This window comes from Paradesertivirga mongoliensis (assembly GCF_024436395.1).
GTDB classification, from domain to species: Bacteria; Bacteroidota; Bacteroidia; order Sphingobacteriales; family Sphingobacteriaceae; genus Paradesertivirga; species Paradesertivirga mongoliensis.
On record NZ_JAFMZO010000003.1, the window covers coordinates 809,632 to 831,994 of the forward strand.

12 protein-coding genes are annotated in these 22,363 nt (G+C 43.8%); 5 read left to right on the forward strand and 7 right to left on the reverse strand.

Features of this window, described 5'->3' with window-relative positions; all coding sequences use genetic code 11:
* Nucleotides 1-354: 354 nt before the first annotated feature.
* Nucleotides 355-5,205, forward strand: coding sequence for a pectinesterase family protein (locus J3P43_RS14790; RefSeq protein WP_255903761.1), 4,851 nt, complete (start codon nucleotides 355-357; stop codon nucleotides 5,203-5,205).
* Nucleotides 5,202-5,882, forward strand: coding sequence for a fibronectin type III domain-containing protein (locus J3P43_RS14795; protein ID WP_255903763.1), 681 nt, complete (start codon nucleotides 5,202-5,204; stop codon nucleotides 5,880-5,882). Before J3P43_RS14790 ends, J3P43_RS14795 begins: the two co-directional genes overlap by 4 nt.
* A 256-nt stretch (nucleotides 5,883-6,138) precedes the next feature.
* On the opposite strand, the gene J3P43_RS14800 is transcribed toward J3P43_RS14795, so the two are convergent.
* Nucleotides 6,139-7,317 carry a PepSY-associated TM helix domain-containing protein gene (locus J3P43_RS14800; protein WP_255903766.1) on the reverse strand — a complete coding sequence of 393 codons (1,179 nt, stop codon included), beginning with the start codon at nucleotides 7,315-7,317 and terminating at the stop codon, nucleotides 6,139-6,141.
* Nucleotides 7,318-7,399: 82 nt separating this feature from the next.
* Nucleotides 7,400-9,841 carry a TonB-dependent receptor gene (locus J3P43_RS14805; RefSeq protein ID WP_255903768.1) on the reverse strand — a complete coding sequence of 814 codons (2,442 nt, stop codon included), beginning with the start codon at nucleotides 9,839-9,841 and terminating at the stop codon, nucleotides 7,400-7,402.
* A 294-nt stretch (nucleotides 9,842-10,135) separates the two neighbouring features.
* Between J3P43_RS14805 and J3P43_RS14810 the strand changes: the two genes are divergently transcribed.
* Both J3P43_RS14810 and J3P43_RS14815 read left to right on the forward strand, forming a co-directional pair.
* On the forward strand, nucleotides 10,136-13,006 hold the full coding sequence (locus tag J3P43_RS14810) for a carboxypeptidase-like regulatory domain-containing protein (RefSeq protein ID WP_255903770.1): 2,871 nt from the start codon (nucleotides 10,136-10,138) through the stop codon (nucleotides 13,004-13,006).
* A 373-nt stretch (nucleotides 13,007-13,379) separates the two neighbouring features.
* Nucleotides 13,380-14,207, forward strand: a complete 828-nt coding sequence (locus tag J3P43_RS14815; RefSeq protein ID WP_255903772.1) for an SGNH/GDSL hydrolase family protein — start codon at nucleotides 13,380-13,382, stop codon at nucleotides 14,205-14,207.
* A gap of 158 nt (nucleotides 14,208-14,365) precedes the next feature.
* Here the strand turns inward: J3P43_RS14815 and J3P43_RS14820 are convergent, their stop codons facing one another.
* The 3 genes from J3P43_RS14820 to J3P43_RS14830 all read right to left on the reverse strand — a co-directional run bounded on the left by J3P43_RS14820 (nucleotide 14,366) and on the right by J3P43_RS14830 (nucleotide 20,205).
* Nucleotides 14,366-16,864 carry a glycoside hydrolase family 2 TIM barrel-domain containing protein gene (locus tag J3P43_RS14820; protein WP_255903774.1) on the reverse strand — a complete coding sequence of 833 codons (2,499 nt, stop codon included), beginning with the start codon at nucleotides 16,862-16,864 and terminating at the stop codon, nucleotides 14,366-14,368.
* Between the two features lie 1,039 nt (nucleotides 16,865-17,903).
* Nucleotides 17,904-19,400 carry a sensor histidine kinase gene (locus tag J3P43_RS14825; protein ID WP_255903776.1) on the reverse strand — a complete coding sequence of 499 codons (1,497 nt, stop codon included), beginning with the start codon at nucleotides 19,398-19,400 and terminating at the stop codon, nucleotides 17,904-17,906.
* A 13-nt stretch (nucleotides 19,401-19,413) separates the two neighbouring features.
* Nucleotides 19,414-20,205, reverse strand: coding sequence for an alpha/beta fold hydrolase (locus tag J3P43_RS14830; protein WP_255903778.1), 792 nt, complete (start codon nucleotides 20,203-20,205; stop codon nucleotides 19,414-19,416).
* A gap of 140 nt (nucleotides 20,206-20,345) precedes the next feature.
* On the opposite strand from J3P43_RS14830, the gene J3P43_RS14835 reads away from it, so the two are divergent.
* The gene (locus tag J3P43_RS14835) at nucleotides 20,346-20,555 is read left to right on the forward strand and encodes a hypothetical protein (RefSeq protein ID WP_255903780.1); all 210 of its coding nucleotides are present in this window, start codon (nucleotides 20,346-20,348) and stop codon (nucleotides 20,553-20,555) included.
* Nucleotides 20,556-20,609: 54 nt separating this feature from the next.
* Here the strand turns inward: J3P43_RS14835 and J3P43_RS14840 are convergent, their stop codons facing one another.
* Nucleotides 20,610-21,029 (reverse strand): response regulator, encoded by a 420-nt coding sequence (locus J3P43_RS14840; protein ID WP_255903782.1) that lies wholly within the window; start codon nucleotides 21,027-21,029, stop codon nucleotides 20,610-20,612.
* Between the two features lie 407 nt (nucleotides 21,030-21,436).
* The gene (locus J3P43_RS14845; RefSeq protein WP_255903784.1) at nucleotides 21,437-22,363 is read right to left on the reverse strand and encodes a PorP/SprF family type IX secretion system membrane protein; all 927 of its coding nucleotides are present in this window, start codon (nucleotides 22,361-22,363) and stop codon (nucleotides 21,437-21,439) included.

The window sequence follows — 22,363 nt, forward strand, 5'->3', positions numbered from 1 at the left end:
CCTATAGATTTCACCTTGCTTCATCTCATCGAGCGCTTCTTCCCACCCGAGCACATTACAACATGAGAGGTAATTTTTAAACCCAATAAATCAAATTTTAAACCTCGGCAGTTCCTTCAATCTTTAATATTGCCGGTAGCGGTTTTGATCACTCTTGTGCTCTGCCGTATAACCAATTATTGATCAATAAGCTTTAGCAAGGTCGGCAGGATGACAGATCGCCTGGACAGATCCTTTTCGCTCCGGGAAATTCACTGTTTCGGATGGAAACCGGAGCACCAAAATAAAAGGCACTATATAACAGTGCTAACATTTACAGAATATAAACCAATTTCTAACAATAAATAAACTGATATGAGGAAACACTTTTACTTACTCTTAGCATTCCTATTTGCACAAAGTGCATGGGCTCAGGAAAAGCTTCTGTATTCTACAGACTTTCAGAATTGGACCGCTTTCTCGGCGGCCACAGAACAAACATTTCCCAAAACAACAGACTTTTCCGGGGAGACATTAAATTTTAAGCTCTTCCAGGTTTGGATAAACCCGACCGGAAGAGATGAGACCAGATTCAAATACACGCCCCAAACAGCGCCAAATGTACAGGTAACTGATGGCTGGGCCCAGGCGCAGAAAGTTGCTGGCTCTTACATGGAGCTTTCGCCTTTAAAGTCCATTACGAAAGTAACCTTTGTACATGGTGCGACAGGAAGCAGCAGAGGGTACAAGCTCTGGAAGAAAAATGCTACCGATGCTGATTGGGTAGTAGTATCAAGTGCATTTGCCAGCCCCAGCGCAGGGCAGGAAGTGACAGTAAATATTAACGATACTAATGTTGCTTTGAAGTTTACCAATCTGGCTGAAACCCAGAATGCTTATATGTTCAGCCTCAAAATTTATGGAAATTATGTTTCTGCAAATCCACAGTTTCCGTTAACAACCAGTTTAAATATTGAAGCAGCTGGTACAGTAACTAAAACCCCTAATAGTGACAACTATGACCAGGGTACTTCTGTGAACTTGCAGGCCACACCAAATTTCGGGTACAAATTTATAAAATGGACCGACTCTACCGATGCAGAGCTATCGACCACCAACCCTTACGCAGTTACTGTAAATTCGAAACAAAAAATCAAAGCTGTATTCGCAGCCGTAAACACCTATACTCTTGATGTAACAAAACTAGGTTCTAAATGGGGCGAAATCTCCTTAACGCCCGCACCCAACAACGGAAAATATGAAGAAGGGACCGAGGTAACGATGAAAGTTGTTCCTAATGCGGTCACCAATTTCAGCTATTGGGAAGACAATTCGACTGTTTCGCAGCGGGTGGTTACGATGAATGCAAATAAATCATTTACCGCCACGTTCGATGAGGTACCTTTTATAGTGGGCTGGGACTTCCGGTCGCAGACTCCTACATCATCCAGACCAGGAGACTATTCTTCGGAAACAAGCAATACCGGGACGATCAATCTGTACGAATCTGTTAATGGCGCTGCACCGGTGGTTAAAGGATGGCTTGCATCACTGGGAGCTTTTTCTCCATCGTACCCGCATGTCCGGTTCTGGTCAGCCGGGGCGGAGTTTAAAACCACCCGCAGACATTTAAAAGCTCAATTTGCAACAACGAACTATAAAAATGTGCAGGTAAAATCGATGATCTCCGGGAATTATCAGGCCTATTCGATCATGACAATGCAATACTCGCTGGACGACATTACCTTTAAAGAGTTTGCCCGTGCTGATTTAACTCAAACGTTCGGCAGCTCATGGAAAGATTTGAACGCAGTGCTCCCCGTTGAGGCCGAAAATCAGCCGAAAGTATATGTGAGATGGATTGCCGATACCACAAGTCCGATTATAAATGAAGGTACCGACAATGACGGAACCGCTGTCACCAATGTTTTTGTATTTGGGGATAAAAATGTGCCACCAGATAATGTTGCGCCAGTGTTCGTTTCGGCGGTTCCTGCATCTGGCTCGGCAACTGCCACTACCAGCGGGTCTATCGTTGTTACCTTCGACGAGAAATTGAAAGCTGGCAGTGGAGATATTACGCTGGGTTCAACCGTCTTAACCGGATCTTACGGCTCAAAAACCGTTACCTTTAAGTACGAAAAATTAAATTACGACACGGAATATACCTTTACTATTCCTTCTGGCGCTTTAACCGACCTTTCGGGAAATGTGTTTGCAGGGCTGACTTACAAATTCAGAACCGGCAAACGGACTGAACCCACCAAAAAAGTATTTGACGCCGTGGTTGCCAAAGACGGCTCGGGCGATTACACTTCTGTAATAGACGCTATTGCCGCAGCACCCACAGGAAGAACTTTACCATGGCTTATCTATATCAAAAATGGCAAATACGTGGGTCATCACGATATTCCATCAAACAAGCCGTTCATTCACTTAATCGGCCAGAAACGGGATAGCGTTATTTTGTCCGACAGCAGGCTTTCGGGCGGTCCGAACGCGGTACACGTTAGCTTGGGAGCAACGATGGTTGTTAATTCCAAAGATGTTTATTTTGAGAATCTTACCTTAGAAAACAGCGTTGGTTACGAAAACCTGACAGGTCCACAGGCTCTTGCCTTATATGCGTTAACAGATCGTTTTGCAACTAATAACGTTTGGCTAAGAAGCTACCAGGACACCTATCTTACCGCCTATTCAAACATCAACGACAGGCAATACCTGAAAAACTCGAAAATCGAGGGAGCTGTCGATTACATTTATGGCGGAGGCGACGTTTTCTTCGACAGATGTACCTTAACAAATAACCGCGCTGATGGCGGATACATTGTAGCGCCGAGCCATGCAACTGGTACCCTTTGGGGCTATGTGTTTAGCAATTGCACCATCGACGAATCTCCAAGGATCAGCAATGGAAGCAACTACTTTGGCAGGCCATGGCAAAACGCCCCAAAAACGGTATTTATCAATACTACTTTAAAATCCGGCATTAAACCGGCGGGCTGGTGGTACAAAATGGGTGCGATACCGGCAGTGTTTGCAGATTACAATACCATGGATAAAGACGGTAACCCTGTCGACCTGTCGCAACGTATTTCAGAATATGAGTACGATGTTAAAGATGCTAACGGCAACGTAACGAGCACTGTTAAAGGAACCGCGAAAAGTTCGTTAACTGATGCCGAGGCAGCCAACTATTCTTATGAAAACGTGATTTTGAGAAGCGGTGACACCTGGGATCCGAGAATGATGGCCGAAGCTCCGGAAAATCCGTCGAATGTACAAATCAGCGGCGCATCGCTTACCTGGAACAGCGTGCCGTATACACGCTTGTATATTGTTTTCCGGAATCAGGCTGTCGTCGGTTTTACTATCACTAATTCTTATACAGACGCCACAGCCCTTGGTGGCACAAGCTATACCTACGCTGTTCAGGCCGTTGGTGAATTTGGAGCTCTCAGCGGCTTAACCCAGGCCGTTGTTGCAGGTGCTAAGCAGGCTCAAACAATAGCTTTTAATGCATTGACCGGCAAAAACACAGCCGACGCAGACTTTGATGCCGGCGCAACAGCGTCTTCTGGCTTAGCGGTAAGCCTGAGTAGCAGCAATACCGCTGTAGCTACTATCGTGAATGGTAAGATCCATATCGTTGGAGCTGGTACTACAACTATTACCGCTTCGCAGGCGGGCGACGCTTCCTGGCTTGCTGCAACTGCTGTAGGCAGAGAGCTGGTGGTTACTGCCGCCCAACAATCCCAAACCATCACATTCAACGCTTTTTCTCCTAAGACTGTTACCGATACCGATTTCGATGCCAGCGCAACAGCATCTTCCGGCCTGGCAGTAAGCTTAAGCAGCAGCAATACTGCTGTAGCTACTATTCTGAACGGCAAGATTCACATCGTGGGAGCAGGGACAACAACTATTACCGCTTCACAGGCTGGCGATGCCACCTGGCTTGCTGCAACTCCGGTCAGCAGAGACTTAGTCGTTACTGCCACTCAACAATCTCAAACCATCACATTCAACGCTCTTTCTGCTAAGACTGTTACCGATGCCGACTTCGATGCCGGCGCAACAGCCTCTTCTGGCTTAGCCGTAAGCTTAAGCAGCAGTAATACCGCTGTAGCTACTATTGTGAGTGGTAAAATCCATATCGTGGGAGCTGGAACTACAACTATCACTGCTTCCCAGGCTGGCGATGCAAGCTGGGCTGCTGCAACTCCGGTAGGCAGGGAATTAGTGGTAAGCAAAGTAGCTCAAACCATCACATTTAATGTCCTGCCGGCTAAAAGCATCACTTCGGATGATTTTGCTGCCGGCGCTACGGCGAGTTCCGGCTTGACGGTAAGTTACTCCAGCAGCAATACAGGGGTGGCTACAATAGTGAACGGAACGATCCAGATAACAGGGGTGGGTTCTGCTGATATCACTGCCAGTCAGGCTGGAAATGCACAGTATAATGCTGCAGCTCCGGTGGTGCGGACCCTCGTGGTATCCGACCGCTTTAAGCTTCCTGCAAATAACTTCCAGGTGAAAGCTTCTGATGAAGTTTGCTCGACCGGGAATGATGGGAAGATCAATATCACAGCTACGCAGGATCTGGCCTACAAAGCCAGTGTAGTAATTAACGGCAGCAATACCGTACTTGCTTTTACCACTGCCCTTGAAATCCCTTCTTTAAATGCAGGGAACTATAAGGTTTGTATCACGGTTGACGGACAGGCGGATTACAGTCAGTGCTTTGACTTAACGGTGCGTGAGCCGCAGCCTTTAAGTATGTATTCGGTGGTTAAATCGGATGATAAAACAGTAGTTCTGAATATGACCGGATCCGAGCGGTATTTTATCCGGATGAACAATAAATCATATCAAACCACTACCAGCTCCATTACCTTACCTCTTGCCGAAGGCTTGAATCAGATCAGCGTAAGCACAGAAAAGGAATGTCAGGGTACCATTGAAAAGAGCATTTTCATTTCCGATGGTCATACCATTTATCCGAATCCCTTTGATCAGCATGTATTCATCAATATGGGTAATGACAGTTCTGCTTCGGCTAACGTAACGCTTACCGATTTAAGCGGAGCCCGTAAGTACGCTGCGGTTCAGAAAGTCCAGAACGGTGTAGTTCAGGTGAGTTTTTCTGACCTCCCTCAGGGAATGTATATCATTAATGTAAAAACCAGTTTAACCGAGAGTTCATCTAAAATATTAAAACAATGAAGCAACTGATTATAGCCATATTATGCATTAGTTTATTCGCCTGTAAAAAAGGCAAGAAAGTTCCCCCTGTGCCTGCCCAGGCGGTGCTGGTTTCGCCGGCAGCAAACGAAGCATGTACCAAGGGAACGATTATCTCGCCCACCAGTAGTTCGGTAACCTTGAAGTGGAACGCTGCTTCAAATGCTGATAGTTATGAGGTTGTGGTTAAAAACCTCTTAACTCAGGCGGAGACCAAACAGAGCAGCACCGCTACTCAGTTGGTGCTTAACCTAAGCAGTAACACACCTTTTTCATGGATGGTTGTTTCTAAATCGTCAGCCAGCGCCGAGGTGAGCACCAGTGAAACCCGTAAGTTCTACAACGCCGGACAAGCGGTTACTTACATGGCTCCTTTCCCGCCCGACAATCTTTTGCCGGCCATGCGGCAAGCGGTTACTGCGGTAAATGGTAAGATCAACCTCACCTGGACTGCTGATGATGCTGACAACGACCTGAGCAGCTATGATGTTTATCTGAGTACGGCAAGCAGTCCTGCTCTGTTACAAGCCGGTGTTATGGAGAAAAAACTGGATAATGTTACGGTAACTGCCGGAACTACTTATTACTGGAAAGTGGTAGCCAAAGACGCAAAAGGAAATACCTCTGAGTCGATGGTTAATACGTTTAAGGTGAATTAGGAAAAAAAAAGAGTTAACATCAACAGCCCGACACCAAGGTATCGGGCTGTTGATGTTTAATATAAACCCCGATAGACACTGCCTAACTTATCTGACGCACTTCATCGATTTCTGTACCATTACATAAACCGGATAGGCCAAGGCTATCCACGACAAATAATGCCAGATCCCTGTCCCCATAATTGCTAACAATAAACCGGCGATTGTGATAAGAGCTAAGAGAATGGGCATCCCCCAAACTTTAAAAAAAAGGTTGTTACTGTACGACATCTTCCTGAACAGTTGATAATGTGAGTGATTCTGAGCTTGCTATAAGCCGGGCTAATTGCTCGGCTTTTGCCTTGCGCCGGGCAATCCAAAGGTATAGTCCCGAAATAAGAACGATAATAGTGGCGATATCAAAAATAGCCCAGAGAATTTTCATTGGCATGCCGCCATAATCTCCAAAATGAAAAGGCTGCGATATTAGAATCGTTTTCAAATACCAGGGAAGATCTCTTATATCGGTTAACTCCCCCGTTTTAGCATCTATCAACGCCGGTTTAATTATTCTGGATGTTAAGGGACTGGTGCCTACCAAATACACGGCGTAATGGTGTTTGCTCGAATAAAGTGTGCCAGGGTAAGCCACAAAAGAAACTTCCATTCCCGGAGCTGCCTCTTCGGCTTTGGAAAGCGCCACGTCCAGAGAACTTAACGTGCCTTCAACTTTCGGCTTGTCTTTGTATGCCGATACCATGTCTGCAAGTTCGCTGGATCGCCACATATCCAGAGCCGGATCGGCCAGGGTATTGATCACTCCCGTAAGGCCCACGATAGATGCCCAGGCAAGCGTCACTATCCCCAATAAATTATGCAGATCGAGCCATTTTAATCTGGAAGATTTTTCCGTCCTGACCATCCCAAAATCAAAGCGCTTCATAATCGGACCATACAATATCACTCCGGAGATGATCGCAACAATGAAAAGAAGGCCCATAAAACCCAGAAAAAGCTTGCCAGGTAAGCCTGCGAACATATCAACGTGCAGGTAGTACATAATAAGCATAAAATCCAGCTCGTTCGGCGCAGCTTCAAGAACTTTGGCGGTACGCTCATCCATGGTAATGTAATGGTCGGCTTCTATTGGCGCTTCAGATGAATCGGCCAGCGTTACGAACATTTGTCCGGGATGGTCTTTCTTATCCCAGAAAATATACTTTACCTCTTTACCGGGAAGCTCGTTCATGGCATTTTGAAGTACCATGTCCTTCGAATATTTGGGGGCGCCTGCAGTAACAGCCGATACCTCCACTTCATCCTCCAGAAGATGGTCGATTTCTTCATAGAAGATCAAGGGCAATCCGGTAAAACATAACATCAATAAAAATGCAGTACACACCAGGCTTGTCCATTTGTGGATATTGAACCAGGTCCTTATTATAGTCGCTTTCATTCGTACAGAGATTTCTTAAGATTAAATTTCCTTTGTGGAAAAACCGGCACTTCAAACAGTCGAAGCACCGGTGATTTTATTTCTAGAACTTGTAAGAAACACTGGCCGCGAAATTCCGTAATTTTTGCGGGTTCATAGTGGTGTATCCTATATAATACCGTTCATTAGTTAGATTATTAGCCTTCAGGCCAATCCTATATTTAGGCTGATCATAAAATAATGTAGCGCCGAGTATAGTATATGCAGGTAATGTAAATTCACCCATCGACGCGCTGTTCAAAATTTTATTGTCGCTGGCATAATTGAGTCCGAAGCCTGCACCCAGGCCTTTGATACTTGTTTGTGGCAGACGGTAGCTAACCCATAAATTAGCAAGGTAAGGTGAAGAGGCTGTAGCCGGACGGCGGCCGTTCACGTCTTCGTCGGCCTTTTCTAATTTTGAATCATTGTAACTGAAGCCGGCAATAAGGTTTAGCCCTGAAACTGGGTTGGCGATGAAATCAAATTCAATTCCTTTGCTCAACTGAGTTCCGTCCTGAATTTGAGTGTTTGCCTCTAAACCGGCACGAAGAATATCTTTAACCTGGATAGAATAGTAGCTTACAGTTCCGCTAAGCTTTCCCTGCAAAGCATTCACCTTTAAACCGCCTTCAAATTGATTCGCCTGCTCGGGTTTTGCGTTTATTGGAGGTCCGTCGGGTATTGTCTGGTAAATTCCTTTATTATTGAAGCCATTCTGATAATTCGCAAACAATGAAAGTTTGTTTTTGATAGGTTGATAAACCACTCCAAACTTTGGAGAAAATGCTGTTTGACTGAAGGGTTCAAGATCCCCGCCTTCTCTTCCACCTTTATTTTCAAACCGGTCAACCCGAAGGGCTGTTAAGATATTCAGATTATCTGTAAGATTCAACACATTGGAAACGAATGCACTATAGGTGTTAATCTTATTTACTATCGGATATGTACCGGGAGTAGTAGTAGAATATACCCCTTGCATGCTCTCTCCATTGAAAGTACTGTAGTCAAAATTTTCATCATTTAACGGAGCTACGTCAAAATTACTGTAAAAGAAGTGCTGGTTGGAATTAATCCTGAAATAGTCGAGCCCTAAAACTACACGGTTCCTTAAACTTCCAAACTTAAAATCTCCGTTAAAGATCTGCTGAACTTCAAAAACGGTGTTTTTGCTATCGTCTGTCGACTGATCAGCCCGGGCCAGATAATTAGCCTTCCCCGCATCGGCCAATTTACCCGTAATTTCATTATCAGGGACGAGATAGAAGTACGGCGAGAACCCATTCGAGAAACTATTGCTGGATGTAAGGTTAGTAGAACTTGTCCAATTACCAGACAGTTTATAATTTATTTGACCGAAGACATTAGCACTTCTCGACTTTTGCGATAAACCATCGCCCATATAAGATTTTTCATAGTCAAGGTTTAATTGATCAGGACTGGAAGCTCCCAACTGTGCAGCTGGATAGTAAAAGAAAAGCATCTGCTTTCCGATTTTCCGTCCGTCGTAGAGTTCGGCGTCAAGGTTTATCGACAACCGGTCGCTGGGTTGATACAATAAAGATGGTGTTGCCGCCCAGCTTCTGTCAAATCCCTGTTGCTGGAAAGTACCTTCATAATTATAAGCTGTATTTAAACGAAACATTAATTTCCCCGACTTGTCGACAGGGGTATTCAGATCTACACTAATTCTGTTAAAATCATAGCTCCCTGCTCCAAGCGTTACCTCGGTGGCAAACGAATTGAAGGGCTTTTTTGTAACACGATTTAACAAACCGCCATAAGAGGTTAATTTACTGCCAAAAAGGGTTGCCGAAGGGCCCTTAATTACTTCCAGTTTTTCCAGGTTTATTGCATCAATCTGGTTGGTCACCATACCTGCAATTCCATTTCTTAGACCGCTTTGGACGATAAATCCTCTACTGTTATAATAACTCCCTCCATCGCCCCCTCTTCCGGTCGCTTCCCACATTTTTTGAATACCTGGAGTATTATTGATGGCATCATCAACACTGAATATCAACTGCTCCTGAAGCAATTCTTTGCTCACAACATGATAAACCTGTGGATTTTCGAGGTTATCTAACTGCATTTTTGAAACGAATGCACTTTCCTTTCTCGCGAACTTGTTGGAGTTGCCGCGAACAACTACTTCTTTCAATTGCTCGTTATCTTCATTCAGGGTAAAATCAACAATGGTAGATTGATTGGCGCTAACCACCACTTCGTGCGACTGGCTTACAAGACCTACATAGCTGGCAACGATTACGTATGTGCCTGGCGTGATATTTTTTAACTGATAGCTCCCTTTAGCATCAACGATAGTGCCTCTATCGCCTTTAAGGCCAATGTTAACAAATTCGGCAGGTTTACCATCCGAAGTTTTGACTGTTCCTTTTACCTCACCAAACTTTTTAGTTTGGGAAATGGCTGAAAGATGGAACAAAACTAAAAAGCAGGTTAATGCTTTGAGTGATCTTACATTTAGGGGTATATGAAAATACATCTTATTTAGATTAATTAAAAATAAGACGCAAAGAAAATATTATTTTATTCTAAATGCAAATTATTTAGAATAATTCTAATTAAGGCGACTGACCGGCCCCGAATATCTAAATCATTTATGTACGACAGGCATATTTCATCGGTCCCCCTATACCAATATGCTGTATTGCTATATTTGAAGTCAGCCTTAGGGATACTTACTCATAAATATTTTTAATTATTCCTAATTTCAAAATACATTACTATGTTAGCACTCTTATCAAAAAACAACCTATCCTTATCCCCTTAAAAAACAATGCGTTCGCTTACAAAATTCCGCCTGTCTCTGCTCAATATCACCATGTCGCTATTACTCATTCTTTTGGTGAATACTAGTGTGTTTGCCCAACCCAAACCGGCAGATACCCCTGAAGACGCGGCATCCCGCTTATCATACCTCAGCTCGGCAATCGACACATTTAATAAGCGACTACCGCCAGAAAAGCTATTTGTACACACCGACAAAAATTTTTATACCCTGGGCGACACCCTTTGGTTTAAGTCCTACCTTTTCAATGGTTTAACAGGTTCATACACCACTAAAAGCGGTATTGTATATCTAGATTTGATAAGCGACAGCGCGGTGCTGGCAAAAAGTATTTCTGTGCCTGCGTTTATAGGCCTTTCATGGGGGCAGATTAGCCTTCAGGAAGAGCATTTTAAAGAAGGATTTTACACCCTGAGAGCCTATACCAACTGGATGCAGAACTTCGGCGAACAGTCTTTTTTCAGCAAACGCATTTATATAGCCAATCCTGCGAAAAACCATTGGCTGGTTAGCCAGTCGAACGCCGTGAATGGATCGAAAAACCTTTTTAATTATTCGCTCCAATTTAAAAGAGCCGATAAGGAAGTATTTGGCTATAAGAACCTGCAATGGCAGATCAGCGATGGACGCAAGACCCAGGCGAGGGGTAATTACGAATCGATCAACAACACCTTAGATGGCAGCATCGATTTTAATACCATCAAAGGACCCTTATTTATGCGAATACAGGAAAAGGGCGGCGAAAAGCAACAGCTTACTTTTCCGCTTGTTGCAAGCATCTCGCCCGATATCGATCTTCAATTTATGCCAGAAGGTGGTTATCTGGTATCCGGCTTACCTTGTAAGGTTGCATTTAAAGCGCTCGACATCTACGGTAAAGGCATCAATTTAAGCGGTATTCTTAAAAACAGCCAAAATGAAACCCTGGCCGAGTTTGAAACCATACATAAAGGCATGGGGTCCTTTATCCTTAACCCTACAGCAGCCGGCGGCTATTATGTGCTTGCCAAATGGGGTAATGGACTAACAAAGAAAATACCGCTCCCCGAGATAAAAACATCAGGGTCCGCTTTGCAGATTGGTAATACTTCATCCGATTCTTTACGGGTAGAAGTCCTCTTTACCGAAGACCTTGTGACCAGGCAGGAGTACACACTGGCAGGATTCTCGGCCGGACAGACATACTTTTCCGCCACGTTTAAAGCCGACCGGCAACGGATGCGCCTAAGAGTTCCGAAAGAACTATTTCCATCAGGAATTGCTCATTTCACCTTATTTAATTCTAAAAATGAGCCGCTGAACGAGCGAATTACCTTCATCAATCATAGCGATATCCTGAACATAGAGATTGCGTCAGCCACACATCATTTAAGAGACAGCGTTCCGCTAAGTATCCGGGTAACCGATAAAAAAGGAAAGCCGGTACAAGCGAGTTTATCAGTGTCGGTTACGGATGATTCGCAGGTATACCCTGATTTGTTGCAGGCAAATATTGTTACCGAAATGCTTTTTGGCGGCGGATTGAAAGGCGATATTGAAGAGCCCGCATGGTACTTCAACGGCGCTGAAAACACCCACGAAGCCCTTGAGCTGCTTATGCTGACACAGGGCTGGACAGGTTACCCCTGGAGGGACATTTTTAACCCCGCTATTAAACCTGCGTTTGCCGCGCAGCCAGATTTACTGGTCTCGGGAAAGGTTACCAACGTGTTAAACAAGCCCGTAGCAAATGCAAAAATGGTGTTGCTGGCAAAAGGTAAATATAATATCATCAGGGATACGCTCACAAATGCCGAAGGCCGTTTTGAATTCCGAAACTTCCCTCCGGTAGATACGGTTAGCTTTGTGGTGCAGTCGCGTAATGCGCGAGGTAAAAGTTTCGGTATTGGCCTTGAGATGGACGTGATCAAACCAGCTCCATTTACACTGCGGCACAGCGCCACCGACATTCCATGGTTTGTTAGTGCCGACCCCCGATCGCTTCAACTGTTCAGCAATATGCAAAAACTTAAAGCCGATGAAAACCTGGGTGGAAAAAACGTCTTAAAAGAGGTGTTGATTGCCGGGAAGAGAATTATTCCTAAATCTAAGAACCTGAACGGTCCGGGTGAAGCAGACCAGATTATTGACGAACTAGCCGCTCAAAAGGCGGGAGATCAATCGCTGTTACAGTTTCTGCAAGACAATGTTAAAGGTTTCGCCATCCGTTCGCGGGATACTGATCAGTACTTTTACGTAAACGATAAAAAAGTTCGCTTTGTGGTAGACGGAATGGAACTGAACCGCTTTTATGCGCCAGATGATCCTCCAACATTAAATCAGTACTATCAGTTTATAACAGACGCTCTGGCGAGCCTGACGGCTGCAGAGATTCTGGGCGTAGAAGTAATGTATAACACCAAACATGCCCACAAGTACGCATCTTCATTTTTGAATATTGATGAGCAGATTGGAAATGCCGGTCGGCCAATGCCTGCTCCCCGCCCTGGAGGTCCCCGGGCGAGTGTGCGTGATCAGTTTTTATCCGGCAACGATATAGCCTTCCTGGAAATAACCACGCGAGCCGGGCAGGGTATATTTTTCAGAAAAAGCGCAGGAATAGCGGTATACCGTCCGTTGCCATTAACCTGGCCTAAACAATTTTATCGCCCTAAATATTCGCCTGCAAGCACATCAAAGTCGCCGGACCTGCGATCAACCTTACATTGGGAGCCGAATATTCTGACTAGTTTGAACGGCGAGGGCTTTACTTCCTTTTATTCTTCTGATAATTCGGGAACATATACTGTGATTGTACAAGGAAGTGATATGGGCGGTTTGGTGGGTTTTAGAAATATCAAGGTTACAGTTGGCAAATAAACCAGAGATCAATCCTATGCAGCACAATTTGACCTAATTAAGATTTTAATAAAAAATACCCTTTTTTAACTATTTTTTTGTCACTTTAATAATTAAACGTATATTTAGAGACCAAACTAACCAAATATACCTAAAAGCTTCCATCCCGAAAGGTGGAAGCTTTCTTATTTTTATACAGCCCAAAAGCAAATGTTAAATTTTTGTTAAAGTTTTAAGATTTTCTTTGCAAATATCGCAATGGTCCGTATATTTGTGTCAGGTTTATAATTGGTTAGTTAAAAGGTCTTCACTCTCCCCGTTTGAAGACCTTTTTTTTATTTAACCTTCTTGCCCCATCACTTTCTTTCTACAAACCGGCACCTTATCTTTGATTATGAGAAGATTCATACTTGCATTGTGCACAGTTTTTCTATTCACCTCGTTCTCTCCGAAGAAAGAGCTGAAATGGATGGCCATCGGTGATTCCATTACCTATCTTAACGACCATCAGGTCAATGCAGACAACAGGATCACCCGGGGTTATATGACAAGAGTGGTTGAGAAACTCCCCCATATCAGCTTCAAAAACCACGGACACAGTGGCTGGACAGCTGCCCGTATGGCCGCAAATTTCGACAATCAGGACATAGAACCGGCAGATATCTACTCTATCTTCTTCGGCACGAACGACTGGAACAGTGCTTTTCCCCTTGGCACTTTAAACGATTATCAGAATAATACAGGGAACACAACATTTTACGGCTCCTACAGAACAATGGTCAATAAGATCCGCAACCTGAACCCTCATGCTAAAATTATTCTTATTACGCCAATGCAACGGGTAGACTTTGTATACCTGAAAAACTATAAAAACAACGCGAAAGGATCGTATAGCGACCGGAAAGGCTTATATCTGTCGCAATACGCCGACGCCATCAACACCATTGCTAAATCAGAAAACTTCGCGGTAGCAGATCTATACTTTAAAAGCGGTATGAATTTAAAAGAAATGGTGAGGTTTAAGCGATTGAAAGACCCGAAAACGGGTAAATATAAAAACTTCAAATATCCCGATTTTATTGATATTCCCTTTAACCCCGAAACCGATGAATACCCTTACCCAGTTGAAGCGATTAGACTCACTTACGATGGCCTCCACCCATCAGATAAAGGAATGGCGATAATTTCAAAAATGCTGGTCAAGGTGATGAAGAAGTATTAAAAGGTTAACAAATCCGTCATCCTATCCTTCTTATGATTTTGGTACATACCCTGCTATTGTGGCAGGGACATTCCCATAACCCGACCTGGTCTTGATTTCTCATCACTACACGCTCCCCCGCCGGGCATCCCGAAAAAGTGCTAAGATATAGCCCCCTCTTACAATGATCTCACCTTTACAATAGCCGGCTTAAGCCAGGGCGAACTGAGGCGTACCGTTACTTCATCAGAGGTCTTACCCCCCATTTGTATGTAGATGATCATTTTGCCATGGAAAGCACGTTGCCTGTTGTCGGTATAATTACCCATATCAGCGTTATTTCCTGCCTCCATACCGAGTAGTCTGGCGTTTCCGGCAACTTCGCATGTGATCTCATCATCGGCGGTTGCTACCGGAATACCGTCTTCATCAACAAGCTGCAATTCAATTTGTGCTACGCCATCAACGGCCTTGACATTTACCTCTTCGCCTTGAAGTACTTTAATTGCCTGCGGACGTTTGCTGGATTGTAAATAGTGACGAACCGTTTCCTTTCCTTTAGCATCCATACCTATCACTTCGAGCTTACCGGCAGAATATGGGATATCCCAATAGATAATTCCGTTCTTCTGGTCGTATTCTTTTGTTGGGCCAACTTCCGTTCCATTCAGTTCCAAACGTGCTTTTGCCGCATTGGTATAAGAAACCACGCGGATGATTTGTCCGGCTTGGTAATTCCAGATTGGCCATGCATCCATTGATGGAGCCTGATTTCTTTGCTGCCCCTGCTCTGACTCGAGCATAGACCACACGTCGCTGGCGGCGCCGCCTCCTTTAAGCGGATATGTGCCCAGGTAGGCCATCGGCTTGTCGGACCATAGCGATTGGCGGAAATATCCCCTGGGTTTGATGAAGCCGGCAAAATCCAGCAATCCCGAATAGAATCCGCGTGATGGCCAGCGGCCAGACTCGCCCAGGTAGTCGATTCCGGTCCAGAGGAACTGTCCGAAAATATGTTCATTATCTGTCACGGCTTTCCATGCAGCATAATCGTGGCGGTTCTCGCTACCGAAGATGATACGTTTCGGATAGCGTTTGTGATCCTGAATGTAGCGGCTCTCGGTATAATTATAGCCCGCAATATCCAGTGCTCCGGGATATTCCGTCTCGTTCGACATGGCTACACCGGCCAAGCCAGCTGTTACCGGCCGGCTGGTATCATATCTCCTTACTACTGCAGCAAGCTGCTTTGCAATATCACCCAAACGCATCGCATCGGGAGCATCTTTTTTGTAGCCGCCATACATGGCCTGTGTAAAGCCGCCTTCGCGGTTCCCATCAAGTACAGGGTGCGAATAAGGATCGTTCGGGTAATCTACCTCGTTACCGATGCTCCAGGCAAATATAGAAAGATGGTTACGGTCTCTTTTTACCATATCGGCCAGGTCTCTTTCTCCCCATTCTTTAAAGTAATCGTATGCCCCCTGAAGTCCGGGAGTTCCTACGTTCCAGCCCTGAAGCCATTTACGTTTAGGGAATTCCCATTCATCAAAAGCCTCATCCATTACCAACAGTCCCAGTTCGTCGCAAAGATCGTATAGAGAGGAAGCTTGTGGATTGTGGCTGGTGCGGATCGCATTAACTCCGAGTGATTTTAAGGTCTCTAAGCGGCGGCGCCATACTTCGGGATACACTTCTGCTCCAAGCACGCCTGAGTCGTGGTGTAAACATACACCCTTCACCTTCATGTTTTTACCGTTAAGTGAAAAGCCCGTATTGGGATCGAACTTATAAGTACGGAAGCCCGTAATGACCGAGGTGCTATCGATCACCTTATTGTTTTGTACAATGGTTGTGCGCAGCCTGTAAAGGTTAGGCGTTTCGAGGCTCCATAATTTTGGATTACTCACTAAAAGGTCGGCTTTAATTTCCTGCCTGGCGTTTTGAGCGAGCGTTAGCTTGTTAGTTTTGCGGGCCAAAACGGCTCCGTTTTTATCCAGAAGCTCGTTAACTATGGATACAGCAGCACTCGAGGGCGACTCGTTAGTGAGCGCAGTTTGTACGTGCAAAATCCCCCTGTTGCCTTTAACTTCCGGAAATGCATAAACGCCCCACTGTTCGAAGTGGATGGGGTTTGTACGAACCAGGTAGACATCGCGGTAGATTCCTGATCCGGTGTACCAGCGTGAATCGGCATCCTGACTATGGTCTACGCGGACCATAATCTGATTTTCCGCTCCATACTTGATGTGAGGAGTAATATCGTACCCAAATGAAATGTATCCGTTAGGACGCTTACCCACCGACTGTCCGTTAACAAAAACTTCGCTTCGGTTATAAACTCCTTCAAAATAGAGATAAAGCTTCTTTCCCTCATCTTCTTTAGAAATGTTCAACTTCTTTTCGTACCATCCTATTCCTCCGGGAAGATATCCGGTGGCACTGGCAAGCGAAGGGTCGTAGGTTTGCTTGACTGTCCAATCGTGCGGAAGCTGCACAAGCCTCCAGGATCTGTCGCGTGCATCTATCGTTTTTTTAACATCGATTTCGCCAAGATGAAAACGCCAGTCGGCATTGATTTTTTCTGCTTTGCCAAAGCCGGTTTGGGCAGAAAGATTTTTAGTAATGAGTAAGCAAAGGGCTAACACAAAAATTTGGTATTTGAAAAATGGCATCATTCGGCTAGTGCGTGGGTTGAAGGCAATAATTATTTATCAATCAAGCTTTAAAAGCGAAAAATAGGAAAAACTTTTAAATGTTGTTACGACGCTTAATATAATTAGCAAGACAAACTTTATTTCATACATGACTAATCTATTCTTTTGTTGAATCCGATCATCAATTACGGGTCTTATTTTATGTTATTAATATATTTTTTAAGCATCGTATAGCCGTCTTTAGTTATTTTGTTCTGTCGTCCGGATTTTCGGGTCGAGGCTATTCTCCTTTTCCATTCGTCAGGATCCCATCATGATCTGTATCGGCAGGTGGAGTCGCTGAACTTAGTTTTGGCCAAGCTCCTGCATCGATCTGACATTTGGATGATCTTCCCTGTTCGGCGCCGGATATCATTCACTATACGGGAATCAACAGCATCCCGTTTGGGTAAAATTGCTCCTCCCCTTTCAAGCACCGGTTTGTACGCGGTCTCTGCATCCCTTACCACACTCTATGTATTAACAAAAGAGTCGTTTTAGATCTGTATTTGGTTTATCAGGGCTGAGCTAAGTCGTAGCCATTTGTGATGTTTCCTTTTGATTGTCTGACTGTTTCGGAAGGGATAGGCCAGTAATATCTTGGCGGGTCGCCAGCCGAGCTTATACCGGAAAGCGTGTTCCTTTCATATGCCGCTTTGTAAGTAACAATATTATTCCCCCAATTGGTCTTCACATATCCCTGACTCTTCAGTAATGTGCTTCCGCACTGGTTTCAGGTATAGTTTAAAAATTGATCGAAATGGCGCGGCAAATGATAAATAAAGCCTACTATGGCCTTTTTATAAGATATACGCACACACACCCGCGCTGCGTTCACATGCTCTGGCGAACGGAATTATTATAGGATGACCCTGAATTTCATACTTTCAACTGGTTGAAAAATATCTCTCAATAACCATTTGCAGATTATTCATTGATGACTTCTGGAAGCAAGATGTGTGGTTCGAAATACTGCAAAGAATGGGCATTAAGATTTACGTTGCCCGATGATAGCTGTCGGCTAATTCAACCCTCGTTCTGTAACCGGGAGTGTGAAATAAAACGTCGATCCTTTATTTACTTCACTTTTAACATTTATGCGACTTCCGTGAAGTTTTACGATACTTTGAATGATGTATAAGCCCAGACCGAGACCAGCAACACGGTTATTATTCTTTGTATCGCTAACGCGATAATATTTTTCAAATACGGAATCCAGTTTCTCGTCAGGAATTCCGAGCCCGAAGTCAACCACCTCAATTTTAACAAGTGCACTGGGTTCATTGCGGGTTAAACGTAAAATTATCTTTTCGGCCTGCGGAGAATATTTAATGGCGTTGCTTAACAGGTTGATCATCACTTGCGTCAAACGCTGATTGTCAGCCCGAACGAATATTTCTTCTTCACTGTCAAATTCTTCAACAATACTATGTGATGAATAATTTAGCTTTATCAGATCAATACTGTGCCTCAACACTTTAGTAAGGGAGATTGAACCCAAATTAACAGTTAACTGTCCGGAATTAATCTGAGCTACGTCCAACAAGCTAGATACCAAAAAGTGCAGATTGCTCAAAGTGGCGGCAGATCTATCCAGAAAGTCTCTGGCTTTATCTTTGTCATCTATTCTCTTAAGTAACTGATTATAGGCTTTTAAGCTTGTAATCGGAGTTTTTAGCTCATGGCTGGCGATATTGATAAATTCATCTTTTCGCTGAAGCGCAATAACATGTTCATCTATATCTGTGCAGGAACCGAACCACTTAGTAATCACACCTTCAGAATCCTTATAAGGAACTGCCCGCAGCATATGCCATTGAAAATCGCCAGATAAACTCTGCAATCTTACCTGGACCTGAAAGTCACACCCTCTTTTTATGCACAAAACCCAGGTCCTCAAACACTTAACCCTATCATCCTGGTGAACTTTTGATATTAGAAATTCACCTTCCAAATCAGTATTGCTTGCGTTAAAATAATCGCAGAAACGTTGATTCACGTAATCGAAGTCTCCCTCAGCAGTAGCGGTCCAGATTATTTCCGGAATCAGATCAGCAAGAAACTCAAATCTTTTCTTTTCAGCCTCTGCAAGTCTGGTAGCCAGCAATAACTCTCTCTCATATTTTTTACGATCCGTGATATCGAAAATGGTGGCATTGATCGCCTTTTGTTCTCCGGACCGACCCTTCAATACGCGGGAATTTACCAAAGCCGGAAAAGAGCTGCCATCCTTTCTGACGATTTCAAAGTTGATCTCACTTACCTGGCCCTGCATCTTGAGCAAAGACAGGTAAAACATTTCATAGTAAATGACACCGCCTTTTGTTATGAAGTCAATAAAATTCTTTTCATGCACAACCTCCTCCTCCGAATATCCCAGCCAGTGAAGAAGTGTTCGATTTATTTTTATGATAGTACCGTCAGGAAGGAAAGAAACGTACCCACAAGGTGCATCCTGATATAGTTCTTCTACATCAATTAATGACTCAAGTAGTTCTTTATTAACTTGTCCCTTCAACTGCTCTACTTTATCAAATAAATGATTTTATTGCCTGGATAGTCTCTTCAGGGGCACTCATGTGAGGACAATGTCCTGTAGCCTCCATTATAACCAAAGAATTACCCGGAGTGTTTTGTTTCATATAATAGCCCACCTCCAGGGGTGCAATAATATCGTTCGAGCATTGAAGCGTTAAACTTGGGACCTGAAGTTTGGACAAATCTGAGCGATTATCCGACAGAAAGGTCACTCTGGCAAATTCACTTGCAATCTTTGGGTCGGTGGCGCAAAAGTTATTAGTTAAGGCTTCGCCAAGTTCGGGCTTTTCGGGATTACCCATAATTGCGGGTGCCAGGGTTCTTGACCATCCAAGGTAATTGCTGTCCATCATCTCAAACAATTGTTCAAGGTTTTCACGTTCAAATCCGCCAACGTATCCTTCATCATTTACATAACGCGGCGAAGGACCAATGAAAATCAGTTTCTCAAAATAAGATGGTTCCTTGTTAGCAGCCAGCAAACCGATCATACTGCTTACAGAATGCCCTATAAAAATCACATCTTTAAGACCCAGGGCTTCACAAACATCAAGGATGTCTTGAGCATAACCCTCCAGTTTGCCGTATTTTTTGGAATCATAAGCCGAAATTTCCGACTTTCCTGCACCTACATAATCAAAAAGCACCAGCTTGTAATCCGAGGAAAACTCGTCAACAAGGTAGGTCCACACGTGCTGGTCACATCCAAACCCATGAGCAAAAAGCATCACTTTTTCACCCTTACCAATGATATTAACGTTGTTCCTTTCTAGAATATTTTTCATGTTGATTATTACTAATTCGATAAAACCAGACGAGGGGTAAAGATATAAATCTTCGCGTTGAAAATTTCGTAGCCATGCAAGATGTTCTAACCGACAATCACAAGAAAACCTTTTCGAGCACCTATTGTTCTCATCTAATTATGAAGATAACCCCTACCCGATACACGTATTTTGACATTGTTGAGTTTAGCCTTTACTCCGATTTGAAAGCAATCTTAAAAGCAGATGATAAAATTGTTTTACAATCTAACCAGGAATACACAAAGGTTATAGAAACCTTAAAGGAAATCGATATTCCGCATTTTCAAAAATCAAAAAGGGAAATCATAATCATCTCGAATAACAATTGATATCACAACAGGAAGAAGAGACAGACTAAACTTTGCTGACAGAACGATTAGCTATTAAAGATCTCCTGCGAGTTCTCTTAACTTCTTATCCAGAATACCTTCGATATCTTCGCGTGAAAGGGGCTTTTCCAGAAATGCATCTAAGTTATCAAACGAATCAGAAACTTCGGCATACGATGCTTTTTCTGAAGATGAACAAATAACTACGGTATTTATTTGCTTTTCCAGCCCAGACTTAATTAGTTTCCTTAGAAGCTGCCACCCGTTGAGATATGGCATCTGAATATCTACAAACAAGAGGTCTGGTATCTTATCGGCATCATCTTTATTCCGTAAAAAATACTCAAACGCTTCCTCGCCATCTCTGAACTGAACAATATTCTTAACCTTTCTTGTTCGGTCCAGGATTGTTCTTGTTATAAACTGAAAGCTGTGATCGTCATCTATGATGGCTACTAAGGGAATCTGGTTCATGAAAGAGGTTAGGTTGCCGAAGTGTACGAAAGGCATTAAACTAGGTTACATAACATTTATATCTCGGCTCTTCTAAGATTGGGATGTATCCCTCCCCTTATACATTTGCGATATTAACACAGCACCGTTTATCCTTACATCTTACGAGATAGTATAAAAACAGCTAGAAGCAGAGAAGTGTCATAAGGCATTTCAACCAGTGCATTAATCAGGGGGATTAGCCATCCTTAAGACATTTCGTCATCAGGCTTTTGTTGTGCAGACTCGGGGTACATAAAGATGCCCCCCTTGATAAGCGAGGCAACTATTTGATTATCTAAATCCAATGCGGCTTGCCGTACTACTTTATTCTGGAATTAACACTCACACTGTGAAGACAGTCGTCTAACAACAAGTTTCTTGAGGTTTTATTCTTCCTGTTTGGGCTTCAACACCCGCCATTTTACACCGATCTGAAAGTTACCGCTGGTATACTGGCTCAGTGCCGATGTCGCTGTTGTATAGTTAGCGGTGATGGCACCAAAGTTATTTATCAGTGCTCCCATTCCTATAGTGGCACTTTTTGAGCTATGGTAAACGGTCATTACACTGGCGGCTCGGTTTGCTACTGTAAAATTTGCTCCGACATCTAAAATATTATCAAAGCCCTGAACCCCTCTGAAAGCTATTTTCGGTTCTACCCCGAAGCCATCCAACGCCGCAGGGAAATAGAACTTATAACTTGCTGCCGAAAAGAAGGTCGATCGATCTGCATAATCAGAGCCATTAACATCGTCCATTTGAAAAAAACCTTTCAGGTTTGGAATAGCTGCCTGAACAGTCAGCCTCGAACCGGTATAAGCCATTCCAAAATCTCCATCGATATAGGTTTCACGGGTATTGAATTTATTTACAGAGATATCATTCTGATCTCCGTTTATCTGCTCATTCATCACGCGTTCGTCCATAAACCCTAAGGATATCCCGAAATGAAGTTTCTGGCTCTCATCATTTAGTGGAAGATGATATGAATAGGTACCCATCACCCGCGTTTGTTTGATTAAACCTGCTTCATCATTATGGAAATTCAAACCAAGGCCTACTTTTTTTTCTGTACCAAAATCTGCTGTGATCGATTGTGTTTTTGGTGCGCCCGGCATAGCAGACCATTGCCGGCGGTAACCCATGTTCAGGTTCAGGCCCTGCTCTGTTCCCGCCATGGCAGGATTGCCTAAATACTCGTTCTGGAAATAAATACCCGCAAGAGGGTTTAACTGAGCCTTTACTTCGGCACCGGCGAGCAGGGTCAAAATGATTGTCCCTGCTTTACTGATCTTTGATAAGATATCTTTCAT